Here is a 24,421-nt window from a genome sequence, read left to right on the forward strand (position 1 = left end):
TTATGCGCAGCTCAGGTTAAAATAGGAAAATTTACGATGAGAAAAAGCAAGTTTACCGAAACCCAAATTGTTAGCATGATCAAAGAAGCTGAGTCAGGTATTCCTGTGCCTGAAATTTGCCGCAAACATGGCATCGGCCAAAGCACATTTTATAAATAGCGCTCAAAATATGGTGGTATGGAAGCTTCGGATGTTAAACGCCTTAAAGAACTTGAAGAAGAAAACCGTAAGCTAAAAGATATGTTTGCAACGCTGAGCTTAAAGCACTCGATGCTTGAGGATATCATCGCAAAAAAGCTGTAAAAACAAGTAGACGCAGAGCTTGGGTCGAGCATTTAAAAGTTCAATTTAACGTCAGTGTCGCATTTGCTTGTGAAGTGGCAGGGCTAAGCCGCTCAGTTTTTTATTACAAACATAAACGGCCATCAGATGATGAGGTTATAGACGCATTGCTAGCATTGGTTGAACGTCACCAAAGATGGGGGCTGCCCAAACTATTTAAAAGGCTTCGCAATAAGGGGAAACCTTGGAATAAGAAGCGTGTTGAACGAGTTTACAACATGCTAAAACTGAATTTAAGACGTAAAGGAAAACGCCGTGTACCAACGAGAACGCCAGAGCCATTAAGTGCTCCAACACAGCATAATGAGTCATGGTCAATGGACTTTATGAGTGATGCATTAAGCTATGGACATCGTTTTAGAACACTCAATGTACTCGATGACTTCAACCGACAAGCATTAGCCATTGAAGTTGATACCAGTTTAACGGCAGAAAGAGTGATTAGGACATTATAACAGATTATCGCTTGGCGAGGTAAACCAAAAAAAATTAGAGTCGATAATGGCCCTGAATTTACCTCAACGGCGCTTGAAACTTGGGCTATAGAAAACAACATCAAGTTGGAGTTTATAAAACCAGGTAGTCCTTATCAAAATGGCTTTGTGGAAAGATTTAACCGAAGTTATCGTGAAGAGGTGCTAGATTTATACTTGTTTGAGTCACTACAAGAAGTACGTTAAATCACAGATGAATGTATAGATATTTATAATTATGAGCGACCTCATGATTCAATTGGTGATATGACACCAATTGTTTACCACGAGGCTGCATAAAATTCTACAAAAGAGCTGTACTAAATTGGGTGGAGTTACATTAATGCAGCCTGAAAGCATAAAATTTTAGAGATGACAGCTCCAAAATACAGGGGGCATTTCGTGGCTAACTCAAATAAATCTTCACAGGTGCAAACAAGGTACTTTAGGCAGCATGGAGTATCTTCGCCAGCAGATATGGCAGTATTGAGTAACTTGCTAAATAGGGTCGGAATGGGCAGCTATTTTATATTGGATCTGATGCTGACTTTGTTTGGACTTGCTGCTGAAAGTGATTGGATTTTACATATGTAGGTGTAACCCTGTGTAATCGACAAATTAAAGTGTCTTAACTAGCTTTTAAGTGGATTTCAATGTGAATTCGATTTGTTTAAAAACTTAAAAGGATGATTTTATGAATGATCAAGTTTCGAACCCGGATGTACTAAAAAACACCCATCCAGCACCAATGGAAAAAATTCAGCAAGCACATGACTTTATGGACTCTTTAGAGTTGCATGAGCCAGTTGTGCCTTTGCAAGTTGCTAACTTTGTTACCTCTACCGGAGCCAGTAAAGAAATCGAATCTGACAGTAAAGGGGCGTATGTTAACAACGGTAGCTTGGTTACTTTTGTTGATGGCATCAGTGCTCAGCACAAAAAAGATGTGCTGAACTCGACGCTACTAGCGCAACTGGCGGCGACTAAAAAGCATGATAGGTACAAAGATACCGAAGCCTGGTATAAGTTTTATATTGATACCCTTGAAAAAATTGGTTGGGTTGCTCAGAGCTTTTCTTTCTCAGAATATCAAGTCTCTGGCTCTACATTTACTGTCGACAAAGTGGTTCTTGATGTATTAAAAGCTATCGCATCAGAAAACGAAATGGCGGTAGTACAAGAGACATTAAAAGCGCTAGAGGCGTTATCAGATAAAGATGGCAAGCTAGTATTATTTGATAGTAATTCGCACCATCAAGGTAACGGAAACTTTCAAATTGCAAGCGCCAGAGAGGCTGATGGCGATGTAGCTGTTAATTTGGGGGCGTTTTATTTTGATAGCACGCAAAACTCTACCAAGGTGTTGTTTTTTGAGTTTAAAAGCTCAGATACTAAAATCTTTAAAGGCACGGAAAGTGCGGTGTTAAATGAAGAAGTTTACTCTCAAGTAAGAGACAAAATAGTCACAAAACTTGGGGGAAAGATTGCACAAAATGTCGATGAAATCGAGATTTAAGTAATTGTATTGAGAATGCGCTCACAGAGCGTATTCTTTAGCCTTTTCATTGTTGTGTATTCACCCGTTATGATTAGACCATTGCGTTTGTAGTTTTCAGGTGGCACTTTATCATGTCACATTACGTGGTAATGAATGAAAAGCCATTTTAGAGATTGGCAAGATTTTGCAATTCTAATGGGGGTTTTAGGGTCGGCTTGTGACAGATTTAATTGGGCAATACACGCCTATTGTTTGATGCACAATCACTATCATTTATTAAAATACCCAAGTGCTAAATCAATGTTATTCGCCATTGAATATAGGCTACTTAGTATACCTCTAGGAGGTAAGTAGAACTGTTGCCAATGCCACACCTGACACTAGCAGTTTCTAACTGATTTGCGCTCGTTCGTTGCTAATTTTTGCTTGCTATTTGATGTCAATTAAGCGAGTAATGATATAAAGCTCAAATAGAGGTATAGATGTTGAAAAAAGTTTTTCTAGTTTTGTCAGTGTTTCTACTTGCTTCATGTACTTTAAAAACAAATTTAGGTAGTTACTTAAACTCCAAGGCTGAAACTGAAATTCGAAGCAGTGGTGTAAATGTATACGGATCGAGTGAAATTTTCAGCTATCAAACTCAATTTCTTGGACAAGTTGAAACCGACTTCTGCCAAAATGATAAATTGGGTAAGTTACCACCTAAAAGTAAATTACAGCGTACTTTAAAAGTTAAGGCACAAAAAATGGGTGGTAATGGGATTGTTTATAATCAATGTAAAGCAGCCCTGTACTACAATGGCTGCGAAAAATATTTAAGGTGCGAAGGCTCAGTTTATTCTGTAACGATGTAAGTTAGCCTTTTGGCATCCATGCTTTAAAGGTAAGTATGAACAGGTAATTTGTTTACAGTTTTGTCCTAATTACTTCTTAAAATAAACTTGAATATCAATATATAACTTAAGCTGTCATTTCTTGACGTTCAAAGCGTATTGAGCTTATTTAATATCTCTTTTATAGTCATAAGACCTGGTACTATTTCGCCGTTAGCAAATAAAATGGTCGGGGTCGCGCTAAATCCAAACGTTTGTGCCAAGGCTTGTTGCGCTTTAAGGTTGTTAACACATGTTTGGTTGGCTTGGGTGCTCGACTCAACGTTTCCGTTATGCATTGCTGAGTCCATTGCTGCTTGCGGGTTTGCTGCACACAACGCATTAACTGTTTTAATAAATGCGACGCTGCCTGCTTTTCCTCTCGGTAGCATAACGTAATCTACGGTAACGCCTTGTTGGTTTAAGTCTTTTATTTGAGTGTGGAGTTTCCGGCAAAAAGGGCAGTCAATATCGGTGAAAATAGTGAGTTTATGTTGCTCTTTTTTTGCTGTGTAGGTTAAGAGCTTTTCTCTTGGGATGGATGCAACAAGTGCTTGTCTATGTTGCTGATTTGCTAACTCAATAAGATCAGCCCGAGATGAAGTATCAATCACCTTACCCCAAAATAAGTACTGCCCATCTTTACTGGCCAGTAAAATCTGGTTGTCGATTTTTATGCGATCAAATGTGTTATTGAATTGTGTGATTTCAAACTTAGCTTGTGGGCCGAGTAGTGTGCTCAACTTTTTATCTAGCACTTGATTAGTATAAGCCGATAAATACTGAGTTGAGGCTTCTGCTGACACTATATTTGCGTAAACAAAGACTGAAGAAATTAAGGGCAGAATTGATAATGTATAAAATGCTCTCATAAGACACTCACTAAAGTTTTAAAGTAAGCGCCTTTATAAAGTAGTTATTTCCCTGAGTTGAATATAATTACCTGCAAGTTTCTATAATTATATATATTCGTAACATTTTCATGTGGTTAGTTGTGTTCTTGTTGAAAGGTGAGTACGAGCGAGCATTGCTTCATATTGACTATCTTTGCACTCTAACTTTGACGTGACAGGCTGTCTGAGTTGCTTACAAAGTTGTGCATGTTCGCCGTTTAATTGTGTGCTTTCAGGTTTTTTTGAAGTGGCTTGATGTTTTACCGCTTGAGTAACGATTGATTGTTTAAGGGGCTCTATTTGTTGTTGGTCAACCAATGCAGCAATTTGTTGATCAAACATTTGCGCACTACAAATTGCAAGTCCTTGCTCTGCGGATTTTTTACCTCGAAGAGCAAAGTCTAGTGCGTCGTTAAAGTTGTTTTCTGTCGTTGCGATCCGACTGAGTAATGAAAGTGCTTGCCCTTGGTAATAACTTTGCGCCTCATTCTCTATGAGTAGCTCTTCTGCGAGTTGTTTGGCGTGAGCAATTTGATGCTGACTGAACTTGAGCTCAGCTAACAATAATTTGGCTTCTTGTGAGTGAGGGTTTTCTTGCAAGCTGAAATACAGCCACTTTTGTGCTGTTTCGTAGTCTTGTGCGTGGTAAGCATACACAGCTTTGGTGTAGCTACCGAGCGCTGGTGGTGATGCAGGTATCAAGGCGTGATTATATTTAACAATAATTCCTGCACTTAAAAAGCTGCAAACTAATAAGCTCGCAGCAACTGCATATTTTTTTATGCTTCTAGGTGTCTTTTCAGGCAGCTTGTGAACATTGGTTTGCCAATAATAGCCTTGATTGGGCAGAGTGCGAATTAGGGGTTCATTAGGGTCAAGCTTTCGTATTTCACTGATAACTTGAAATAGACGGTAATCTTGGCTGTGCTGTTGACCCCATAATGCTCTATGTAAGGTCTCTTTTGTGACCAAAGTTTGAGGTGTATTCATAAACACCTCAATCGCTTACGCTGTTTTTGGCCGAATGTTAACAACTTTGCCTGAGCGTTCTAAATGATAGCTTTGATCGCAAAAAGTAAAATCTAAAAATTGATAAATCGCCATTTGTTATTCCCACATATTAAGAATAAATCTCTATACTTTTATAAAGCTTTAATTTTAAGTTATCAATAGTAGGTCTTAGTTAGCATCCAACCCTTTAAAATGTTAAGTCTTCAAGTCTGCAGAAAATACTTGATTGAGATAGAGGTGGAGCTTTGTTTAATACTAATGTTCAGTTCTCAGTCCCTCAAGTACCTGTATTACTTCCATCATATAGACATCTTCAATTAGTGCTACTACATCATTCCATCTAGGGTTATATTCGTTGTTTTCCCAACGCCTAAGTGTTCTTTCTTCAATGCCATAATGCGCTGCCGACTCAGCTTGAGTAAGGCCTCTAAAGTTTCTTGCATATTTTAATAAATTTGCACCTTTTGGCGTTCTAGATAATTTAGGTCTTGCTCCAGACCATATTGGTTCAGCATGTTTGTACTTTTGGTTTGTAATACGAGTTTTGCACAATAAATTCAATGTATTTACTTTTGTCATTATGTTTCTCCTTAAAATATTACGCAATTGAGAGGTGGATGTGTTATTTCCTCTCAAAAACGCTTAATTTATCGTTTTTAGATAGAATGAAATGCTTTCTATAACGTTTTAAATGTATAGTTTGCGTAATTTTTTAAATATTTTAGATCCGTTTTTTACGCATGGCAAGAGTGGAATTATGAATTTTTGCGTAATAAGTTAATTTGATAATGAAAAAAATGACTGTATAATGTCGTTCTAATTGGAGTTAGAGCAAAAAGTAGGTGATTAGCAGTAATGGAACAACATAAAACTACATTACCAGTTCTTCAGAGTTTGTTTGAGCGCGTCGAATTTGCAATTAAACCAGATAGTATTAGAAATTTTGCGTCAAAAATTGATGTTTCAGAAGGCACCTTGAGAAGAGTTTTAAAAGGTGAAGATCCAAAATTAAGTATTATTGAACGTATTGCTGATACTGCGAGTATCGATCTTATGTGGCTTATTACAGGCCAAAGCAGTACTTCGATTGAACATTCTTTTTCACCTGCACAGACGAATGTAAGGTTAGAAGACTTTAATGAAGAATTTGTACTTGTACCTGGATACCATGTCACAGTAAGTGCAGGTCATGGTGCATTTAATGATCAAACGCAAATATCTCGTCATCTTGCTTTTAGAAAAAAATGGATTGAGTATAAAAACTTAGAAAAAAGTGAATTAGCAGTTGTTTTTGCTAAAGGTGATTCAATGGAACCAACCATTCACAATAATAACTCTATTTTGGTTGATCTTAGTGATAAAAAATTAAGTGAAGGCCTCATATATGTAGTGAGACTCGGAGAAGAGCTTTATGCTAAGAGGTTACAGCAATATCTTGATGGCTCGGTAAGGCTCATAAGTGATAATAAAGAGTATGTTGAACAAGTTGTGAAACCTAATGAGCTAGAACAATTAGAGATCATAGGTAAAGTTGTTTGGATTGGGAAAGATTTGGCTTAGAAACAACAAAATTTCCAACTTTGTATTAACCTGATTATTGTGATGCTGTCGTTATTTTTTACGATCTTTTTGGATTAGAAAAAAGGGGTTCTCGTCATAGATAGCCCCTTTTGTTTTATTGTATATTATTCGCCGAATTGAATTCTTACACCGGCATTGACGGTAAAGCCATCATTACGAGACCAAATATCTGTAGTCCAGCGGCCACTTGCTGATTGCTCAGGTAAAACCAGCGGGTCGTCTTTGGTCTGACGAACATTTAGCAGGTTTTCAGCATTTACAAACCAGCTTACATTACCAAATGTAATCTGCCCTAAAAGTCCCAAATGCCAGTAGGCGTCACTCTGTGCACGATATGGGTTGTTTTCGAGTTGTTGCGTGCCCGTGTAGTAAGCTTCAAAACCAAGTAGATGGCTACCATGTTCTTCCCACATGATCACAGCTCCGGCTGAGTGCTTGGGTGTTAGTGCAAGAGGAGCGCGCGAACCCGAAATTTCATCGTACTCAGTGGCATCGGTATATAAATAGCTGGTAGTGAATTTTATATCATGCCAACGAAAGCGAAGTAATAACTCAGCACCTCGGATCTCACTTTGCCCTTGGACGTTGACAATTCTCACCGTTTTATCACAGTTGATACAGCCCGTTTCTTCTAATTTAGTGACATTATCGATGTCAGAAGCAAACAATGTCAGACTTGTTTCAATGCTATTTATGGTATAGCTAAAATCAACAGAAGCAGTCGTGGCGGTCTCTTCTTCTAAGTTATTGAGCGGCTCTAAGCGCGATAGCCCGGCGTCTTCAATGTCTTCGATAAAAGGCGTTGGGGCATAATAGCCTTTACCGAAAGAGCCACGCACTGACCAGTTTTCAGGTTTATATAGAGCGGAGACTCTTGGACTAAACTGAGTGCCATATTCACTATGCCAATCTGTTCTAGCACTTAAAGAAAGGGCTAATTCGTCAGTGGCATTATAGTCAAGCTGTGAGAATAATCCGGGGACTTCGAATTTATAATCGAATTCATTGTATTGATCTGACTCGAATTGCTCTTCTTGGTATGCAACACCCACAATCCAAGCGGCTTTATTGGTAAACCCCGTGATGGATGACTCAACTAAATAGCTGTTATGCTGGTCGTCCTCAAATTCAAGTCCGTATTGATGTTCGTGCTCTTGTTGCATCAATGAACTACGTACATTTAAGCTCAGAGTGTCATTTAAAGGTTGCTCAAATATTAAGCCGCCATCAAGGCGTAACGAATCCTGATTTTGCACAAATGCTTGACCATCGGGCATGACCGCTCCTTCATCTGTGCCGCCATTTCGTTGCTCTTTCATGGCGCCCATAGTCATATACAAATTTGCGCCATTTTCACCTGACCAATAAACACGAGGTCGCATTGTCGCTCTTTCGTAATAGGCCATATCGAGCCAGCCGTCATCGTCTAAGTCTTGTTTTTCTTGATGGTGTGCACCAGCGGTAATTGAAGCGCCTATTGAGTCAGAAACAGGTGCGGCCAAATAGGCGGTAACATCTTGACCATTTTTTGACGTGGCATTAAATAATACTTCACCTTCAAATTCGTCAGAAGGTGTACGAGAGATCAGATTGATGACCCCGCCCAGAGCTGAGCCGCCATACATAGACGATGCTGAACCTTTGATGATCTCAACACTAGCTAAGTCGGTAGGGGGGATCTGCAGTAGCCCGATAGATGCAGTCTGCCCGCCATAAAGTGGCAAACCATCACTTAGCAACTGAGTATAACGACCATAAAGGCCTTGCAAGCGAATGTTGGCACTGCCCAGAGCTGGAGAGGTATTTTGTACTCGTACACCGCCTGTTTCAGCAACAAGCATAGAAATATTACCAGGGCGCATTAACGCTTTTTCTTGAACTTCTTCACCAATAATCACTTCTGTACGAGTTGCCGACTCTGTGACTATACGACCCAATCTAGACGCGGTGACCTGAATTTTCTCTATGGCCTTTTTTTCATGACCATGATGGTCGTGTTCATGCTCTTCATGACCGCCAGCATAAGATAAGGGTGAAAATAGGATTACAGACAAAGCCAGTTTAGAAAGTTTAAATTGCATTTTTACCTCAAAGTGTACACATGACAGTATGTTCAGCTGTCATTGATAAATTTTTATTTGCTTAGTTTGTTGAACAGGTGTGTTTTGGAGGGATCTGCCCTAAGAGGTAAAAATGGGTGGTCGGTATAACGACTCGACAATATTATTTGGCATATTTAAATGCGAGTTCATAATAGAGTCTGAAAAACGCATCATTGGTTGCAAGTAACCAATATTGCTAACAAAAACAAAGGCAGCACAGGCATTTGCAGGGCAAATACAGTCTGACTCGCAGCAGTCTACTTCACAGCAATCATCTGGGGTTTCACTATCTGTGTAAAAAGCGCTATTAGCTGGGGCATAAGTTTGTGCAAGTGATGAATGCTCTGGTTCGAGCTCAAAGGAAGGCATAAAACTATAAGCCGACGCTTGCCCAATAAAGGCAATCAAAATAACCATTGTCACAAAGACTTTTGAAAATGATTTAGGCATACAGCTCTCGAGTAATTAACGGCGCTACTTTACGATAATTTCAATCGGAAGTGAATAGAGCGAGAGAGCTTTGCCATACTAAATGGGTGTTATATTTTTAAAGGTAATTGATTGCGCGAGAAAGTCTGTTTAAGCACCACGGTTGACTCAATCGCTGCAATACTACTTATTTGCCCTAAAGACTTTTTAACAAAGCTTTCGTAGTGGCTAAGGTCTTTGGCGACTATTTTCAGCAAATAATCATAACTGCCTGTGATCACCGAGCATTCCATGACTTGTTCAAGGGCTTCAACGGCACTTTCAAATTCATCGGCGAGTTTATCAGAATTAGCATTTAGCCTCACTAAGGCATATACCAAAATAGATAGGTTGAGTTTTTCACGATCTAAAATGGCCTGATAACCCTTAATAATGCCTTCTTGCTCTAACTTTTTTATCCGCCTTAAGCAGGGGGTGTCAGATAAGCTCACTTGTTGCGCTACTTCAGTTGTACTCATGCGACCACGATATTGCAGCAGGTCTAATATCGCTAAATCTTTATTATCTATACTCATATTGGAGTTATTCACTATTTTTATTCTTTTATTTATTGAATATCACTCATTTGGGGTTTAATAATCAAGTTTATTGGTGAATTTTTATCACACTGAGCTGCTAGTATTATCCTTAAATAATAAACAATGACGAAAAGAGTATGACAGCGTGTACACGAGAGTTTGATGCTTGGATCCGCAGTTCATTTTGCGAAATAAATTCACGACTCGAAGCCTTATATTGGCAACAAAAAGACAAAGCCAACGTTGAAAATGTCGGTGAAACATTAAAACAACAACTGCAAACCGAAGGCACTGAATTAATAAAAGCCTTGGTAGCTGAAGGCAATACTGACGAAGGCTTTGATAATGCTTTTGATTTACTCGGCAATGTTGGACTCTACATGGCGGCTTGCAGACGCCATGAAATAACAGAGCCGAGTCGAGAGCGAACCTCTCCACTCGTTGAAGCCTCTACGCTGGCAATGCACATTGGTGCGTCAATTGGTGTCACGCCACGTTTTGCTACTGCACATTTGACGACACACAACACTGCCGTGAACGGTGTTTATAAACGCTTTACTGATCTAGCAGATGAAAAAATCTTCGTTGATTACAATACCAAGGGGATTTTAGCTTACAAACGCGCTGCCGATGCTTTACTAAAAATTTTGCCGCTCGGTGTCTCGCATCCAATCACAGGCGATTTATTAAAAGTAGCGAAATATGCGTTGCAAGATGTTATTGAATCTAATCAACAGCTATTCGATAAACTCGACACTGAGCGATTTTTTTACTGTGTAAGACCTTATTACAAACCACATAGAGTGGGCTCTCAGGTTTATCGTGGTGCCAATGCCGGGGACTTTGCCGGTATTAATGTGATTGATATGCTACTCGGGTTATGTGTTGCTAATGAGCCCAGTTACTCGCAAATGCTGGTGGACAAATTCTTATATATGATGCCTGAAGACCAACAAATTCTGCGCGATTGTATGCGTCGCACAAGTTTAATGGATTCATTTTTAAATCTTGGAAGTCAACACGGCGCTTCTTGGTATCAAGAGAATGTTTCGTTATTTTTAGAGGTGTGCGAGTTACACGGTGAAGGCGCTACCCAGCATCATAACCAATTGGTTGAAAAGTATATTGCGCAGCCTTCAAATTCCATGGCAGAGCAGCACCTTGATAAGGTGACGGCAAGCGGCCCGCCGCTGTCAGTGTTACTAGGCTCACTCGAAAAGCTTCGTGACCGACGTGCCGCCAATCAGCGAGACGATATTTTTACTCGTTATCATGATATTCAAAAACTCAAAGCCACGTTAAGTAGATAACCAGATGAAACAAGATTTTGTATTACCGAGTGACACCTATTTATTGAATCACTCAGTTGGAAGACCACTAAAAAGTGCCGAGAATCATTTTAAACAAAGTTATTTATCGCCTTGGCAAGATTCGGGTCGAGAGCCGTGGCAAGCCTGGCTTGCAATTATTACTGAGTTTCAACAATCATTAGGGCGACTGTTTAACTCATCACCTATGCAGTTTTGCCCGCAAGTTAATTTATCGAGTGGGCTAACAAAGCTCATTATGGCTTTGCCTGAGCTAAACGAAAACAGTGTGGTGTTGATGAGTGCGCAAGACTTCCCAAGTATGGGCTTTGCGATGCAAAAAGCACTGCCTGATGGGGCGACAATTCGCTATATTCCTGAAAATGAAGACATCACGCAAATTGACGTTTGGCAGCAACATTTAACTGCTGATATCGATCTAGTCTTTGTTAGTCAAGCTTACTCAAATACCGGGCAAGTCGCGCCAATAAATGACATTGTTAAGTTTGCCAAAGCCAATCACACATTGAGCATTATTGATGTTGCGCAATCGGCGGGGGTTATTCCACTTAATTTGAATGAGCTTGATACCGATTTTATGATTGGCTCGAGTGTTAAATGGCTATGTGGAGGCCCAGGTGCGGCCTATTTGTGGCTTAACAGTAAGCATATTGAGCGATTAGCGCCAAAAGATGTGGGTTGGTTTTCTCACGAAAACCCATTTGAGTTTGACATTCATCATTTTGCCTATCACGACAGTGCTTTAAAGTTTTGGGGTGGTACACCCAGTGTTGCCCCTTATGCATTTGCCTCGCACAGCATTGACTATTTTTCTAAGCTTGGCGATAAGCTCAGAGAGCATAACCAAGGCTTAATAGATTTACTGATCCAACATTTGGGCGAACAAGTCGTTTCACCTCATGATAGAAATCGCCGCAGTGGTACAGTGATTATTAAACCTCAAATTGGAGTAGAAGCAGCTTTAACTGAATGTGAACAGGCAAGGATAAGCATTGATTCCAGAGTGCATGGATTGCGTGTTTCACCGCATATTTATAATGACGAAAGCGATATTTTAAAGCTATTGGCAGTGTTAAAGTAGAGCACTTCTTATTAAAGTTATGAATGTGTAGTTGCTCAATAAGTATAGATTTATTGAGCAACTTTCTAGAAAGCTTAAAGTTTACTCACCATGTGTTTCATGGAAGTGATTGCCATGTTGGTGGTGCCAGTGACCATCATGTTTATATTCTACTCGCCCATTTTCGATACGCTGTTTATGACCACATTCTAAACTGTGTGCATGTTTGTGCTTTTTATGCGTTTCAGTTAACGCCTCATGAGTATGTCCTGCGTGGGTGTGGTGATCATGACCATCATGGTTATAATCAAAATGGTCAATATGCCACTCTGAGGCATGCCCGCATTTGGCATTATGCATATGTTTATGGTCATTATGTTCTTTGTGCTCACCGGCTATCACAGACCCTGCTAAAAGTAATGTCGAAAACAAAATAGTATTTCTCATCCTAATTTCCTTAAGTGGTTTTCAAATACCATTTTATATTTGCTTACATGATGAAAATGTCAAATTAAACAGTATGTTATAAGGTATCACGTTTAGCTTCGAGTTGTTGAAAAAATAAATTCTTTTGCTTGCATTTTCAATACTTTGTTACAAACAATCAGTTGCTAACTACAAAAAAAAATATGTAATTTTATTTAATTTTTTAATGACTCAAGGATAGTTATGAAAAGCAAACTTATCGCATTGGCTGTATCCGGTTTAATAGCAAGTACATCTTCACAAGCGACTTCGCTTAACAAAACAGAAATCGACAATGTGTTTTCAGAGATCAAATCAACAAGCCCTGGTTGTAGTGTGGGCGTGATCAAAGATGGAAAACTCATTCACAAAGCAGGCTATGGTTTAGCAAATATGGAGCTAAATGTGCCTCTTGATGGATCACATGTTCACCGTATTGCGTCAGTTTCTAAGCAGTTTACAGGGATGGCGGTCATATTACTTGCCGATGAAGGTAAAATTGATTTAAACGCTGATATTCGTAAATATCTACCAGAGCTTAGAGATTATAAAGAATCAGTAACGATTAATGCGATGTTAGGTCACTTTTCAGGCATGGGTGATTATGACTTTGTCGATGCAGAGCTAGACAAAGATGCGCTTAAGCTTAAATCGACCATGGGTGGAGAGTTCCGCTTAGGTAAAGAAGATTATCTCACCATTGAAGAGTTTTACGATTACGTCAAAACGGTACCTTTAAGAAATAAACCTAACGAAGACTTCCGATACAGTAACTACGCATATTTTCTTTTGTCTATGCTGGTTGAACGCGTATCGGGTGAGAGCTTGAGAGACTACAGTGAAACGCGCATTTTCAGGCCTCTAGGAATGAGCAATACCTTCTTTAGTGATGAGCCAACTGAAATTGTTAGAAACCGTGCCGATGGGTACAGTAAAAATAATGAGGGTGAATACTTTACTAATATGACCAATTTATTCTGGGTTGGAGATGGTGGGTTACACACAACAGTTGAAGATATGGCTAAATGGGATGCTTATTTCTATAACCCAACATTAGGTAAGGAACCTAAAAAGCTACTTGCGCAGTTTATGCAGCCAAATAATGCTGAGATCACTATTGAGGGTCGAAAATACGCAAACGGGCAATTCATAGGTGAGAAAAGCGGGATTGAAATAGTTTATCACAGCGGTGGTTGGCTTGGCACAGTGACAAACTACGAGCGCATACCAGAGAAAAATTATGCTTCGATTGTGTTTTGTAATGATACTTCAGTAGACATAGCAGAGCTAGTTGGCGGTTTACGTAAATTAGTTTTATAAATTCGGTCACAAGGCCATTTTTATGGCCTTTCAGTTAGTTGTTTGTCCTAAATCTTAACATCATTTAGCCCCTAAATTGGTTGCTAACAGGGCTCAATGGGTTGTATTTGTTGTTCTGGTGTGGGCAAGCTGTTTAGTTTCATCTTCTTTAATAATAAGCGAATATTTTCTTTGGCATCATCATTTTGAAAAAGACGCAAAAGCAATTCAGAAAACTCTTTTGTTCTTAACTGTGTATTATCTTTGAGTTTGATGGCGGTGTAGACCATATCTAAAAAGTTAATAAAGTCAGTTTGTTCAATATGAAATTGTTTTAATTTAATCTCTATGCCTTGGCGATATTGTTTGAATGTGGGTATGTCTTTTGCCATTAATGCCGCTGTCATAATACTAAACTTTAAACGCGTTTCGTCTCTGCGCTTATTAAGCGACTTAAAAAGCTTAAGCGCTTTTTGATAGTACTTAATTGCATCTTCAGTCTTATTTAAATGCAGTGCAAAATTACCGGTGGTGATGTAAATACCCGCACGAATATTTTTATCTAAAACCGTATATTCAATAGAGTTGAGTAAGTGGTAGCCCAAAGCAGGTTGGTTTTGAATACGATAAGCGGCAGCAATATTACTCTTTAAAGCTGCAATATAATTGGCATTTTCAGTCTTGGTCATTGCACACTGGAAATGTGCAATTGCATCATCTAACTGATTATTAATAAAAAAATTCTTCCGATATCATTAATAATCTGAATCGTTTTTTCAGTTAGGAGATAAAATCCTCGCATTTGATAGCATTTAGAATATTTAGAAAGTATTCATGTATTTTGTATCTATGGCTGCTTTGATTGAAATGCGAGTATGTTGAAATGCATCTCGCTAAAACTCGTCAACACTTCATGCGTGAACAGGGGGGAGCTAGAAATTGCAAAAAGTGAGAAAAACAAGTTCAATATACCAATCAGAATAATGCTATATTCTTTTTTTTGTAAATTACATGTTATTTTTTTAAGGGGCCTAAAATCTAAGAAGTTTGATAATTAAACGTAATATTTAGATGAGCACCCAGTAATAAGTTATAAAACTGGATGCTTATTTTAAAGACAAAAATGAATGCAATGACTCAGTCTTAAAACTTTAGTTAGCAGCCTAATGTGTGATAGCTCTTTTGCAAGTGGTTACCACTTCTTGAAGTGTGAAATTGACTAACGTTGGAGAAATTGCACATATTTTAGCAATTTCGTTTTGCTTATATCCGCCTCTTTTGTATAAGCTTAATATATGCTGATGTCGATTAGATAGGCGGTTTACAGCTTGTACTATACGCTTGTTAAGTTTCTGTTTAATATAGTTTTCTTCAAGATTCTCTTGCTCATCAATAAATTGAAGGTATTCAGTATTTTCAATACTTATCCAATTCTCTTTATTTTTTTTTCTCAACATATCAATCGCAATATTTTTGGCTGTTTGATAGCAATATGCGGAGTGATTAGATACAGAGTCAACTGGTTCATACATATGAGAAAGCCTAATAAATGTTTCTTGTAGTGCATCTTCAGCTAGGTGTTGACAGTTCAATATTGAAGTTAGATAAGTTATCAATTTCCTTCTTTGTGTTTCAATTATTTTTGACCAATGTTGATCTGCTTTTGGCAAATCTTTAGTTCGAGCAACAGTCATTCTACTTCCTTAAATAAACCGATAATGTGAATTATTATCATTTAGATCCTAATTCTCATTATTTCCTTATGTCAATGAAAAAATTCATAAGTTGTTGCGGTTTTGTAACTTGTAACTCTTGATTTTGATTTTAAGAAAAAACTTTAAAAAACCTCTAAATTTTTTGTGAAATGATTCGTCTTTAGATTGTTATAAAAAATATAGCTTAGTTTTAATTATGTAACAAGTTGATCTTTATATTGTTTTTTATTTTCTTGTTCATTCTTGATTTTATTTAAAGTTATTTTTGAAATTTATTCTTGAAAGGGTTGTCATGTTAAACAGTTGTATCAAATGGTCTGATGAAGAAGCTAAGCTGTATCGTAGTCGTGGCTGTTGGATTGATGAAGAGCTATGTCAAATATTAGAGCGTCAAGTTCAAAACTTGCCAGCCAAAATAGCTGTTATAGACAATGGCATAGAAAAAACTTATGGCTGTTTAGATAAAGAATCAACTCGATTAGCTGGATATTTAGCCAAGCAGGGACTTAAAGCAGGCGATACTGCGATTGTCCAATTACCTAATTGTTACGAATTTTATGTTGTATTTTTCGCATTGCAAAAATTAGCAATTTTACCTGTAAATGCGCTTATGAATCACAATGAATTAGAGCTAGCTCACTATGCTGGTGCGCTTAATCCTTCCCTAGTCATTGCCGATGCAACACATTCATTATTTCAAAATGATTCTTTTTTTAAAAAATTGCAAAGTGATTCATCAAACCTTAGCCATGTTTTACTGAGAGGAAATACTGATTGGGCGCCCAATATCAGTAAAAAGTTATATGCATCTGCAAGCTTTGATGATTTTGAATCTGTGCCATTTCGTAAGCACAATGCTGAAAATGTTGCTTTTTTCCAACTCTCAGGTGGTAGCACCGGCACTCCCAAGTTAATCCCCAGAACACATAATGATTACTTCTATAGCGTCAGGCAGAGTGTTGAAATATGTCAATGGAATGAAAATACACGATACTTGTGTGCACTTCCTGCAGCGCACAACTTTTCATTAAGTTCACCTGGGGCGTTGGGTGTATTTTATGCCGGCGGCACTTTAATTTGTGCATCAAACCCGTCTCCAAGTAGTTGCTTCCCTTTGATCTCAGCTCACCAAGTTAACTGGACTTCACTGGTTCCGCCAGCTGTAGCACTTTGGTTGGACTCTCATGAGAGAAGTCATCATGACCTTAGTTCACTCAAAGTCATTCAAGTTGGGGGCGCAAAATTGAGTGCTACTTTGGCAATCAAGTTAGAAAATGAGTTCAAGGTAATACTTCAGCAAGTTTTTGGTATGGCTGAAGGTTTGGTTAATTATACAAGATTAAATGACAATGACTGGGTAAGACATAACACTCAGGGCAGGCCTATGAGTGAAGCTGACGTTATCAAAATTGTAGATGAAAATAATCAGCCTGTTTCCCAAAATGAGGTTGGCTTGTTAACGACAAAAGGACCATATACTTTCAAAGGGTATCTAAATGCAAAGTTGCATAATTTAACAGCCTTTACGGAAGATGGTTTTTATTGCAGTGGTGATCTCGTCAAGTTGAGTCATTGTGGGAACATCATTGTAGAAGGTCGTGATAAAGACCAAATAAATAAAGGTGGTGAAAAAATCGCCGCTGAGGAAGTTGAAAATCAATTACTCGCTCACCCTGATGTGCACGATTGTGCTGTAGTCGCAATGCCTGATCACCTTCTAGGTGAGAGAGTATGCGCATTTGTTGTTAAACGTGAAAATAATAGAGATGCATTAACCAAAGTTGCTTTGAATCGCTTTATTCGAAGCAAAGGCTTAGCAGACTATAAGTACCCTGATCGATTTGAATTTATTAGCGCTTTACCGAAAACAAAGGTTGGTAAAGTCGACAAACGTGCACTTCGCGAACATATCAAAAACCTACTTGCCCCAATTAAAAGCGTTTAATAAGGAATAGAAATTATGGCGATCCCTCGCATTCAATCATATGCGTTACCTCAATGCTGCCCAGAAAATAAGACAAATTGGCAAGTCGATCCCGATAAGGCTGTCCTATTAGTTCATGATATGCAGTCTTACTTTGTTAATTTTTACGATGTTGAAGGTGAACTCGTAAAGAAACTTGTTAAGCATATAGATGCACTGATATTGGCTGCTCGTGCAGCTAATATTCCGGTTATTTATACAGCTCAGCCTGCTGATCAAAAGCCTGAGGACAGAGCATTGCTTACTGATTTTTGGGGGAGTGGGTTAACAAATCGAGACACCAGTATTCTTTCAACGATTGCGCCAAAAGATGGTGACAAGGTGTATACCAAGTGGCGTTACAGTGCGTTCAAAAGAAGCAGTTTACTGGATGACATGAAAGCACAAGGAAGAGATCAACTGTTGATTTGTGGGATCTACGCACATATCGGAATTTTATCGACCGCATTAGATGCTTTCATGTATGACATAAAAGCATTTGTGGTTGCAGATGCAATCGCTGACTTTAGCCTTGAAGAACACCTACAGGCTATAGGGTATATTTCTTCACGATGCGGTCAAGTTGCACTTTTAGAAGACGTAACAGCAAGCTTAAGCGTTGATCATGAAGATCGAAACAATCATAGAGACCTAGTATCAATACCATCTCTACAGTGTGCGGTTGCAGAGATTTTAAATATAGAGATAGACGAGGTCGATCCTGAAGAGAATTTATTATACCTAGGTTTAGACTCTATAAGAGTAATGACTTTATTAGAGAAATGGCGTGCTCAAGGTATCAATATAACTTTAGAGCAGCTCGCTGAAGGTGCTTCAATTCGCGATTGGCATGAAATCATGCAAACTAGATCTCAGTTAGAGGCTGTGATTGCATGATAAAAAAGTCTTTAACTGCAGCACAATTAGGTATTTGGCTTGGCCAAGCTAAGCACGCTGGTAGTGTTCGGTACAATACCGCCGAGTATATTGAATTAAATACAGCTGTGAACGCTGAATTATTTCTGCTGGCAGCTGCTAGGGTTTTACAAGAAACATCATCGTTAAACGTTAGCTTCGAGCAAAACCAAGGTTTACCAGTTCAAAGCATGTTGAATGCGGTTGAACGAACGGCTAAACATGGAGATTACCTAGACCTATCAAACCAAAGTGAGCCAATTATTGCTGCAGAGCAATTTTTAGCTCAGTGGCAAATGCACCCTTATGATTTAAGTAAGGGAGATTTGTACCGTCACATCTTGATCCGTATTAATAGTAATAAGTTTTTGTGGGCTTTGGGAGCGCATCATATCGCGCTGGATGGGTTTAGTTTTTCATTAATAACTAATCGTGTGTTAAATGCTTATGAAGGGAATGAGGTTGTCTCTGACATAGCTCAATATGAGGCCTTAATAGATGAAGACATAAAATATAAAAATAGCAACGCTTACCATAGGGATGAAAATTATTGGACTGAAGAACTCAGTTTTTTTGGCAATGCAGTCACTTTGACGCAACAACCGCTTAACGGTAATGCGGAAAAGCTAAAAGTAACCGCATTTATAGATAAGTCGCAACTGAAGAGTTTAGACACGCTCGCAAAAGAAAAAAACAGTAATTGGTCAGAACTACTATTTACAGCTGTTAGTTACCTAACTTATCAACAAACAGGCGTCGAAAAAACCATTATTGGTATGCCTGTTGCCAATCGCATTGCTTCTAAAGCTGCCAATACACCTTGTATGCACATGAATATAGTACCAATTAAGGTGTTGTTTAGTGAGTGTGTTGATTTTGCTGAGTTACTCGTCCAAGTAAGTAAAAGGCTCCAAAAGGCAAGGCGACATTTTCGCTTTAGATATGAAAATCTAAGAGCTAAAAGCAATGAGGGTCTTATCCCTAAACGCCTTTTTGGTCCAGTTGTTAACATTTTACCTTTTGAGCGTAATACAACATGTGAAGGGAGTCGAGTTGTTAATCATCCATTATCTGCTGGGCCGGTTGAAGATATTGCTTTCATTTTTATTATGCAGAGTAATGGTAGTGTCCGTTTTGAAATAGAAGCAAATCAGAGCGGTTATAGCTGTGAAGATTTGATTGGGTTGAAAAAAGCATTCATAACACTTTTAGATGACCTTACATCGCAACTATCACAGCCTTTAAAAGTAACGAGATCAGATTTTGCTTTATGTTCGATTCAAAAAGCGCCAGATAAGAGGAATGTTTTAGAAAGCTTATTTGCACAAGCGAAAGCTTCACCTTCAAAAAATGCATTGCAGAATATAGAAGGGGAAAGCTTAAGTTACGGACAACTCGTTGAAAAGGTTTCGCATCTGGCAAGCAAATTAATTCAGATAACTAAGCGCTCCGATAGATGTATTTTGTTGGCCTTACCCCGTAGTCAAAATACCATAATTGCAATGTGGGCAGTCCTATTAGCTGAATGTCGCTTTGTCTTTATCGATATCGATGCACCTTTAAGTCGAAACCGAATGATTATTGAAGACGCCTCTCCAGAATTGGTTTTAGTTGATGCTTCAAGTGCACATTTGACGATTTTTGATGAATCGAACATAACAAAAGTAAGTGTTGATTCAGCTTTAATTGAAGTAAGAGAAGGTGACATACATTTGCCAACTAAACTGGCAGATTCTAAACAGGCATATTTGATTTATACATCAGGATCTACGGGTAAACCAAAAGGTGTACAAATAAGCCAAGGAGCACTCTCAGGTTTTGTAAATGGTGCTAAAACGGCTTATGGCATTAGTCAGGATGATCGCGTATTGCAGTTTGCACCATTTCATTTTGATACTTGTATTGAAGAGGTCTTTGTTACTCAAACTTTGGGTGCGACATTAATATTGCGAAATGATGAAATGCTGAATTCATTCGAGTGTTTCATTAGCGAAGTCGAAAGGTTGCAAATAACAGTCTTAGATTTACCTACCGCCTATTGGCATGAGCTTTGTCACTTTGTTTGTGAGACTAAAACGACCATGCCAGCTTCAGTACATACCATTATTATTGGTGGCGAAGCAGTTAACAGAAAACGTGTTGAGTCTTGGTGCCAGCTATTTTCTAACTCAATTAGATTGCTAAACACATATGGTCCAACAGAGGCCACTGTAGTTGCTACTTTCACCGATTTAAGTACCAATACAAATACCAGCCTTATTGGTCATCCTTTACCGGGTCGTGAGACATTAGTGGTCAGGGAACCGAGACAACTGGCAAAATTTGGAGAGCGAGGTGAGCTTTGGTTATCAGGCACAGGCTTGGCCAGTGGATATTTGGGCTTAGATAAACAAAACGAAGCGGCATTTGTAAAATTTTGGCATCCAATAAAGCAACACTATATCGATGCATATCGCACAGGTGATGTTGTTCGAATGTTACCTGACGGGCAATTAGAATATATTGGTAGAGCTGACTCTCAATTAAAAATTAGTGGTTATCGAATAGAAATAGGAGAGATAGAAGCTGTGTTGCTTGGCTTGAAAGGGATCCAAGAAGCTGCAGTGACCATTATTAAGGACCTCACTGGAAAGCCAAAAGGGCTTTGCGCTCATATTGTAAGTGAGTACGAATGGAATTTAGCTACTTTACGTGAGGCGTTGGCTTTATCTTTACCAAGTGCAATGCTCCCAGGGCAGTATCATACTCATTCATCATTGCCTAAAACACCAGCAAACAAAGTCGACCGTAAACAACTCGAAGGTTTCCAAAGTTATGAAATGCTTAATGGCTCTCTTACTGAATTAGAACAAAGCATTGCAGCAGTTTGGCAAGAAGTTTTAGGCATTGAAGTACAAAATGCTGAGGACAACTTTTTTAATATAGGGGGACAATCACTCCAATGTATTCAAGTTGCAGCTCGGCTGAGCCAGCTATTTAATAAGCAGGTTAGTGTTGCTTTCTTATTTGCGCACCCAACTTTAAAAGAGTTGAGTTTAGCATTAGAGGGTAATACTGAAGAGCAACAGCAGGGCTCAAATAGTGTCGCTGCTCAACTAGACAAAGACTTATTAGAGTTCAAAGAAGCGCTGCAATCAGTTACGCCTATTAAGGTGAGTTCACGATCTGTTAATACGGTTTTATTAACGGGCGCTACAGGCTTTGTTGGTGCGCAAATATTAAAGAGTTTATTACTTCAACCTGATTTGAAAATAGTATGTGCAGTGAGAGCAAATGACATTGCGCACGCAAAAGCTAGGCTCCAAAGTGCATTCCAGGCACAGAAAATAGGCTCGATTGATTTTTCTAGCGTAGAGTTTCTACTTACCGATATAGCTAAACCACTTTTAGGTCTTGATGAGCAAGCTTACAATTCACTCGGTCATCAAGTAACTCAAGTGTTACATAACGCCGCACACACGTCTGTTCTGCGAGATTACAAAAGTTTAAAAACAGCCAATGTAACAACGACATCGCAGCTATTGATGTTTGCAAAGAGATTTTCAGCTTCTTTTAATCAGGTATCAACTATTGCAGTAGCACCGACTGATGGTGCGCCCCTTGCTGAAGAGTTTGTTGCGCGACATTCAGGGTTAAATGACGGTTATCAACAATCAAAGTGGTTGTCTGAAGCGATGGTTGAGACGTCAATTCAACAAGGTATTACTTCAAAAATATATAGATTGGCACGTGTGACAGGGTCGCTACAAAGTGGCTATATTAACCAAAACGACTTGGTATGGCGCATTCTTAGGACTGGTTTGAAACATCTTAAATTGCCCCAACTAGCCGTTTTTGAACCCTGGACCCCGGTTGATAAGGTCGCCAAATTTGTGGCAGACCAAACACTTCATGGTACGCAAAATAGCGTGTTCAATGTCACCCCAGATACTTTGGTCTCTTTATCACAATTATATTTATGGTTACAGGAATATGGTTTTGCATTCGAAATTGTCCCTCTGGATGATTGGTTAAAAACCATTGAGCAATCGAGCGATGAAGATGATTTAGCCATAGCGAGTTTTTTCAGAGCTCAAAGCCAAAAGTCTCATGAACCAATGAAGCTTGAAGCATTTAATCGAAACTTTAAATCGGCAAGTTGTTCGAGCGAGACTCGGTTAGAGTCTCTCACCAAAAGTGATTTAGCCATTTATCTTGATTATGCGTTTGACAGCGGATTAATCAATGTGACGTCTCACTTAGTTGCTTTCCAAAATATAAAAAAATTAATTGCATTTCTAAAACTTGAAAAGGAATTGTCATGACTCAGCGACAGCCTATTAAACCAAGTGGCCCTCGACGCGTTTATTGCGTAGCAAAACGCTATATTACAAAAAACCTTTTACGTATAACTGTCTCTGGTGAGGAGTTATTGGGTTTTCCCGATGGCTATCATGGGGCACATATTAAGCTCTTTTTTGCTAATCGTGAAAGCGGCACTTTAGAGCTACCAGTGCGAGACAAAATGGGCAAAATCAAATGGCCTGACAATAAACCTATCACACGTGCATATACGGTAAGAGCGTACCGTTCTCACAGTAATGAATTGGATATTGACTTTGTAGTACATGGAGATAGTAGCCCAGCATCGGGTTGGGCTGTTAATGCCAAGGTCGGTTCTGAGATTGGTGTTGCAGGTCCAGGTGGTCCTGATCCTCTTCTTGCAAAAGCTGATTGGCACATCTTAGCTGGTGATTTGACCGCAGTTCCCGCGATAAGTGCTTTAGTTGAAGGATTCGAGTCTCATGTTACTGCGAAAGTATTTATAGAGTTAGACAGTTTAGAAGATAAGCATTTTATATCTGCCCCGAGTGGAGTTGAAATTCGTTGGTTCGAGCGCAAGAAAGGTGACTCTACTCAACTGGCAAAAGCAATAGCGAATACAGCGTTCCCAAATAATGCAACATCGATGAGTGCTTTTATCGCTGGTGAAAACAGTGCTGTACTTGCCTGTAGAAAGCAGTTGATTCAGGATTTTGGGCTGAGCAAAAAACAACTTTATGCCATTCCTTATTGGCGACGTGGGCAAGATGAGGAGACTTATCATGAACAGCGTCACGTCATTATGGATGAGGTTTACTAAATGCCTTCATCTAATGAGTTTTACGGAAAAGTAGTTTTAGTTACAGGCGCATATCAAGGAATAGGAAAGGCTGTGGTTGAACTACTGATTGCTCGTGAAGCGATTGTTGTTGCTGCAGATATTGCTTTTAGCTCGTCCGAACTTGTTGAGCAAACTGCCAATCTATTTCAAATACATTTAGACGTTTCTAGTCAAGAAAATGTAAATGATGTAGTTGGGGTGATTGAGGATAAACTGGGCCATATAGAGTATTTAGCCAGTGTCGCTGGTATTTTGCATATGGGCTCAATCTTAGAGCAGGGCAATGCTGAATGGCAAAACACCTTTGCTGTGAATTGCCATGGGCCATTTTATCTGTGCCAAGCAGTTGCAAAAAGAATGCAACAGTGCCGCCGAGGTTCAATAGTTGCTGTTGGCAGCAATGCGGCACAAACGCCTAGGGTAAACATGGGAAGCTATTGTGCTTCAAAGGCCGCATTAACTGCATTAATTAAAAATCTAGCATTAGAACTTGCGCCATATAATGTTCGTTGCAATTTAGTCGCCCCTGGGTCGACAGACACCCAAATGCAGCAACAACTCTGGCGCGATACAAACGGCGCTGCGAAAACCATCGCAGGCGATCTAGAACAATTCAAACTAGGCATACCTCTTGGTCGCATTGCGACACCTTTTGACATTGCCAATACCATTTTATTTTTACTCAGCGATCAAGCTAAGCACATTACCATGTCCAATTTATTGGTAGATGGTGGTGCAACGCTGGGACATTAAT

At 39.0% G+C, this 24,421-nt stretch carries 20 protein-coding genes and 1 pseudogene; 12 read left to right on the forward strand and 9 right to left on the reverse strand.

What is annotated here, in order from left to right; genetic code table 11:
- The first annotated feature begins 36 nt into the window (after window positions 1-36).
- The 3 genes and pseudogenes from CWB72_RS13735 (at window position 37) to CWB72_RS13750 (ending at window position 3,167) form a co-directional block, all read left to right on the forward strand.
- Window positions 37-1,115 (forward strand): annotated as a pseudogene (locus CWB72_RS13735) (IS3 family transposase).
- A 394-nt stretch (window positions 1,116-1,509) separates the two neighbouring features.
- Window positions 1,510-2,331 (forward strand): hypothetical protein, encoded by an 822-nt coding sequence (locus CWB72_RS13740; protein ID WP_138632364.1) that lies wholly within the window; start codon window positions 1,510-1,512, stop codon window positions 2,329-2,331.
- Window positions 2,332-2,795: 464 nt separating this feature from the next.
- Window positions 2,796-3,167: a hypothetical protein gene (locus tag CWB72_RS13750; protein ID WP_138632367.1), complete on the forward strand. Its 372-nt coding sequence runs from the start codon at window positions 2,796-2,798 to the stop codon at window positions 3,165-3,167.
- A gap of 128 nt (window positions 3,168-3,295) precedes the next feature.
- On the opposite strand, the gene CWB72_RS13755 is transcribed toward CWB72_RS13750, so the two are convergent.
- From CWB72_RS13755 to CWB72_RS13765, 3 genes are all read right to left on the reverse strand, one after another.
- Window positions 3,296-4,057 carry a DsbC family protein gene (locus tag CWB72_RS13755; RefSeq protein WP_138632370.1) on the reverse strand — a complete coding sequence of 254 codons (762 nt, stop codon included), beginning with the start codon at window positions 4,055-4,057 and terminating at the stop codon, window positions 3,296-3,298.
- 108 nt (window positions 4,058-4,165) lie between these two features.
- Window positions 4,166-5,068, reverse strand: a complete 903-nt coding sequence (locus CWB72_RS13760; RefSeq protein WP_138632373.1) for a winged helix-turn-helix domain-containing protein — start codon at window positions 5,066-5,068, stop codon at window positions 4,166-4,168.
- A 276-nt stretch (window positions 5,069-5,344) separates the two neighbouring features.
- Entirely contained in the window at window positions 5,345-5,668 is a 324-nt protein-coding gene (locus CWB72_RS13765; RefSeq protein ID WP_138632376.1) for a helix-turn-helix transcriptional regulator, read from the reverse strand.
- Window positions 5,669-5,944: 276 nt separating this feature from the next.
- Between CWB72_RS13765 and CWB72_RS13770 the strand changes: the two genes are divergently transcribed.
- The gene (locus CWB72_RS13770; protein ID WP_138632379.1) at window positions 5,945-6,649 is read left to right on the forward strand and encodes a S24 family peptidase; all 705 of its coding nucleotides are present in this window, start codon (window positions 5,945-5,947) and stop codon (window positions 6,647-6,649) included.
- 125 nt (window positions 6,650-6,774) lie between these two features.
- On the opposite strand, the gene CWB72_RS13775 is transcribed toward CWB72_RS13770, so the two are convergent.
- The 3 genes from CWB72_RS13775 to CWB72_RS13785 all read right to left on the reverse strand — a co-directional run bounded on the left by CWB72_RS13775 (window position 6,775) and on the right by CWB72_RS13785 (window position 9,776).
- On the reverse strand, window positions 6,775-8,751 hold the full coding sequence (locus tag CWB72_RS13775; protein WP_138632382.1) for a TonB-dependent receptor plug domain-containing protein: 1,977 nt from the start codon (window positions 8,749-8,751) through the stop codon (window positions 6,775-6,777).
- A gap of 99 nt (window positions 8,752-8,850) precedes the next feature.
- Entirely contained in the window at window positions 8,851-9,222 is a 372-nt protein-coding gene (locus CWB72_RS13780) for a hypothetical protein (RefSeq protein ID WP_138632385.1), read from the reverse strand.
- A gap of 89 nt (window positions 9,223-9,311) precedes the next feature.
- Window positions 9,312-9,776: an Lrp/AsnC family transcriptional regulator gene (locus CWB72_RS13785; protein WP_138568106.1), complete on the reverse strand. Its 465-nt coding sequence runs from the start codon at window positions 9,774-9,776 to the stop codon at window positions 9,312-9,314.
- 140 nt (window positions 9,777-9,916) lie between these two features.
- Here CWB72_RS13785 and CWB72_RS13790 point away from each other — a divergent pair, with 140 nt between their 5' ends.
- Complete coding sequence (locus CWB72_RS13790; protein WP_138632388.1) at window positions 9,917-11,089, forward strand: PrnB family protein; 1,173 nt, start codon at window positions 9,917-9,919, stop codon at window positions 11,087-11,089.
- Between the two features lie 4 nt (window positions 11,090-11,093).
- A complete protein-coding gene (locus CWB72_RS13795; protein WP_138632391.1) occupies window positions 11,094-12,188 on the forward strand; it encodes an aminotransferase class V-fold PLP-dependent enzyme in 1,095 nt (364 codons plus the stop codon).
- An 81-nt stretch (window positions 12,189-12,269) separates the two neighbouring features.
- Here the strand turns inward: CWB72_RS13795 and CWB72_RS13800 are convergent, their stop codons facing one another.
- Complete coding sequence (locus CWB72_RS13800; protein WP_130256660.1) at window positions 12,270-12,614, reverse strand: hypothetical protein; 345 nt, start codon at window positions 12,612-12,614, stop codon at window positions 12,270-12,272.
- 222 nt (window positions 12,615-12,836) lie between these two features.
- Between CWB72_RS13800 and CWB72_RS13805 the strand changes: the two genes are divergently transcribed.
- The gene (locus tag CWB72_RS13805; protein WP_138632395.1) at window positions 12,837-13,952 is read left to right on the forward strand and encodes a serine hydrolase domain-containing protein; all 1,116 of its coding nucleotides are present in this window, start codon (window positions 12,837-12,839) and stop codon (window positions 13,950-13,952) included.
- Between the two features lie 83 nt (window positions 13,953-14,035).
- On the opposite strand, the gene CWB72_RS13810 is transcribed toward CWB72_RS13805, so the two are convergent.
- Together CWB72_RS13810 and CWB72_RS13815 are read right to left on the reverse strand one after the other, a co-directional pair.
- Entirely contained in the window at window positions 14,036-14,620 is a 585-nt protein-coding gene (locus tag CWB72_RS13810) for a hypothetical protein (RefSeq protein ID WP_138632398.1), read from the reverse strand.
- Between the two features lie 474 nt (window positions 14,621-15,094).
- Window positions 15,095-15,625, reverse strand: coding sequence for an RNA polymerase sigma factor (locus tag CWB72_RS13815; RefSeq protein WP_138632401.1), 531 nt, complete (start codon window positions 15,623-15,625; stop codon window positions 15,095-15,097).
- A gap of 313 nt (window positions 15,626-15,938) precedes the next feature.
- Here CWB72_RS13815 and CWB72_RS13820 point away from each other — a divergent pair, with 313 nt between their 5' ends.
- Genes CWB72_RS13820 through dhbA form a run of 5 tightly spaced genes read left to right on the forward strand, consistent with a single transcriptional unit; the run spans window position 15,939 to window position 24,420 of the window.
- Window positions 15,939-17,591, forward strand: a complete 1,653-nt coding sequence (locus tag CWB72_RS13820; RefSeq protein WP_138632404.1) for a (2,3-dihydroxybenzoyl)adenylate synthase — start codon at window positions 15,939-15,941, stop codon at window positions 17,589-17,591.
- 15 nt (window positions 17,592-17,606) lie between these two features.
- Window positions 17,607-18,506, forward strand: a complete 900-nt coding sequence (locus CWB72_RS13825) for an isochorismatase family protein (protein ID WP_138632407.1) — start codon at window positions 17,607-17,609, stop codon at window positions 18,504-18,506.
- Window positions 18,503-22,828, forward strand: a complete 4,326-nt coding sequence (locus tag CWB72_RS13830; RefSeq protein WP_138632410.1) for a non-ribosomal peptide synthetase — start codon at window positions 18,503-18,505, stop codon at window positions 22,826-22,828. Before CWB72_RS13825 ends, CWB72_RS13830 begins: the two co-directional genes overlap by 4 nt.
- Window positions 22,825-23,646: a siderophore-interacting protein gene (locus CWB72_RS13835; RefSeq protein WP_138632413.1), complete on the forward strand. Its 822-nt coding sequence runs from the start codon at window positions 22,825-22,827 to the stop codon at window positions 23,644-23,646. The genes CWB72_RS13830 and CWB72_RS13835 overlap by 4 nt, the downstream gene beginning before the upstream one ends.
- Window positions 23,647-24,420 carry a 2,3-dihydro-2,3-dihydroxybenzoate dehydrogenase gene (dhbA, locus tag CWB72_RS13840; RefSeq protein ID WP_138632416.1) on the forward strand — a complete coding sequence of 258 codons (774 nt, stop codon included), beginning with the start codon at window positions 23,647-23,649 and terminating at the stop codon, window positions 24,418-24,420.
- Window position 24,421 lies beyond the last annotated feature (1 nt).

The organism is Pseudoalteromonas phenolica, assembly GCF_005886345.1.
Lineage (GTDB): Bacteria > Pseudomonadota > Gammaproteobacteria > Enterobacterales > Alteromonadaceae > Pseudoalteromonas > Pseudoalteromonas phenolica_A.

Bases quoted from the DNA above. Each gene is read 5' to 3' on its own strand.
- CWB72_RS13740 (WP_138632364.1), top strand. From the start codon at position 1,510: ATGAATGATCAAGTTTCGAACCCGGATGTACTAAAAAACACCCATCCA.
- CWB72_RS13750 (WP_138632367.1), top strand. From the start codon at position 2,796: ATGTTGAAAAAAGTTTTTCTAGTTTTGTCAGTGTTTCTACTTGCTTCA.
- CWB72_RS13755 (WP_138632370.1), bottom strand. From the start codon at position 4,057: ATGAGAGCATTTTATACATTATCAATTCTGCCCTTAATTTCTTCAGTC.
- CWB72_RS13760 (WP_138632373.1), bottom strand. From the start codon at position 5,068: ATGAATACACCTCAAACTTTGGTCACAAAAGAGACCTTACATAGAGCA.
- CWB72_RS13765 (WP_138632376.1), bottom strand. From the start codon at position 5,668: ATGACAAAAGTAAATACATTGAATTTATTGTGCAAAACTCGTATTACA.
- CWB72_RS13770 (WP_138632379.1), top strand. From the start codon at position 5,945: ATGGAACAACATAAAACTACATTACCAGTTCTTCAGAGTTTGTTTGAG.
- CWB72_RS13775 (WP_138632382.1), bottom strand. From the start codon at position 8,751: ATGCAATTTAAACTTTCTAAACTGGCTTTGTCTGTAATCCTATTTTCA.
- CWB72_RS13780 (WP_138632385.1), bottom strand. From the start codon at position 9,222: ATGCCTAAATCATTTTCAAAAGTCTTTGTGACAATGGTTATTTTGATT.
- CWB72_RS13785 (WP_138568106.1), bottom strand. From the start codon at position 9,776: ATGAGTATAGATAATAAAGATTTAGCGATATTAGACCTGCTGCAATAT.
- CWB72_RS13790 (WP_138632388.1), top strand. From the start codon at position 9,917: ATGACAGCGTGTACACGAGAGTTTGATGCTTGGATCCGCAGTTCATTT.
- CWB72_RS13795 (WP_138632391.1), top strand. From the start codon at position 11,094: ATGAAACAAGATTTTGTATTACCGAGTGACACCTATTTATTGAATCAC.
- CWB72_RS13800 (WP_130256660.1), bottom strand. From the start codon at position 12,614: ATGAGAAATACTATTTTGTTTTCGACATTACTTTTAGCAGGGTCTGTG.
- CWB72_RS13805 (WP_138632395.1), top strand. From the start codon at position 12,837: ATGAAAAGCAAACTTATCGCATTGGCTGTATCCGGTTTAATAGCAAGT.
- CWB72_RS13810 (WP_138632398.1), bottom strand. From the start codon at position 14,620: ATGACCAAGACTGAAAATGCCAATTATATTGCAGCTTTAAAGAGTAAT.
- CWB72_RS13815 (WP_138632401.1), bottom strand. From the start codon at position 15,625: ATGACTGTTGCTCGAACTAAAGATTTGCCAAAAGCAGATCAACATTGG.
- CWB72_RS13820 (WP_138632404.1), top strand. From the start codon at position 15,939: ATGTTAAACAGTTGTATCAAATGGTCTGATGAAGAAGCTAAGCTGTAT.
- CWB72_RS13825 (WP_138632407.1), top strand. From the start codon at position 17,607: ATGGCGATCCCTCGCATTCAATCATATGCGTTACCTCAATGCTGCCCA.
- CWB72_RS13830 (WP_138632410.1), top strand. From the start codon at position 18,503: ATGATAAAAAAGTCTTTAACTGCAGCACAATTAGGTATTTGGCTTGGC.
- CWB72_RS13835 (WP_138632413.1), top strand. From the start codon at position 22,825: ATGACTCAGCGACAGCCTATTAAACCAAGTGGCCCTCGACGCGTTTAT.
- dhbA (WP_138632416.1), top strand. From the start codon at position 23,647: ATGCCTTCATCTAATGAGTTTTACGGAAAAGTAGTTTTAGTTACAGGC.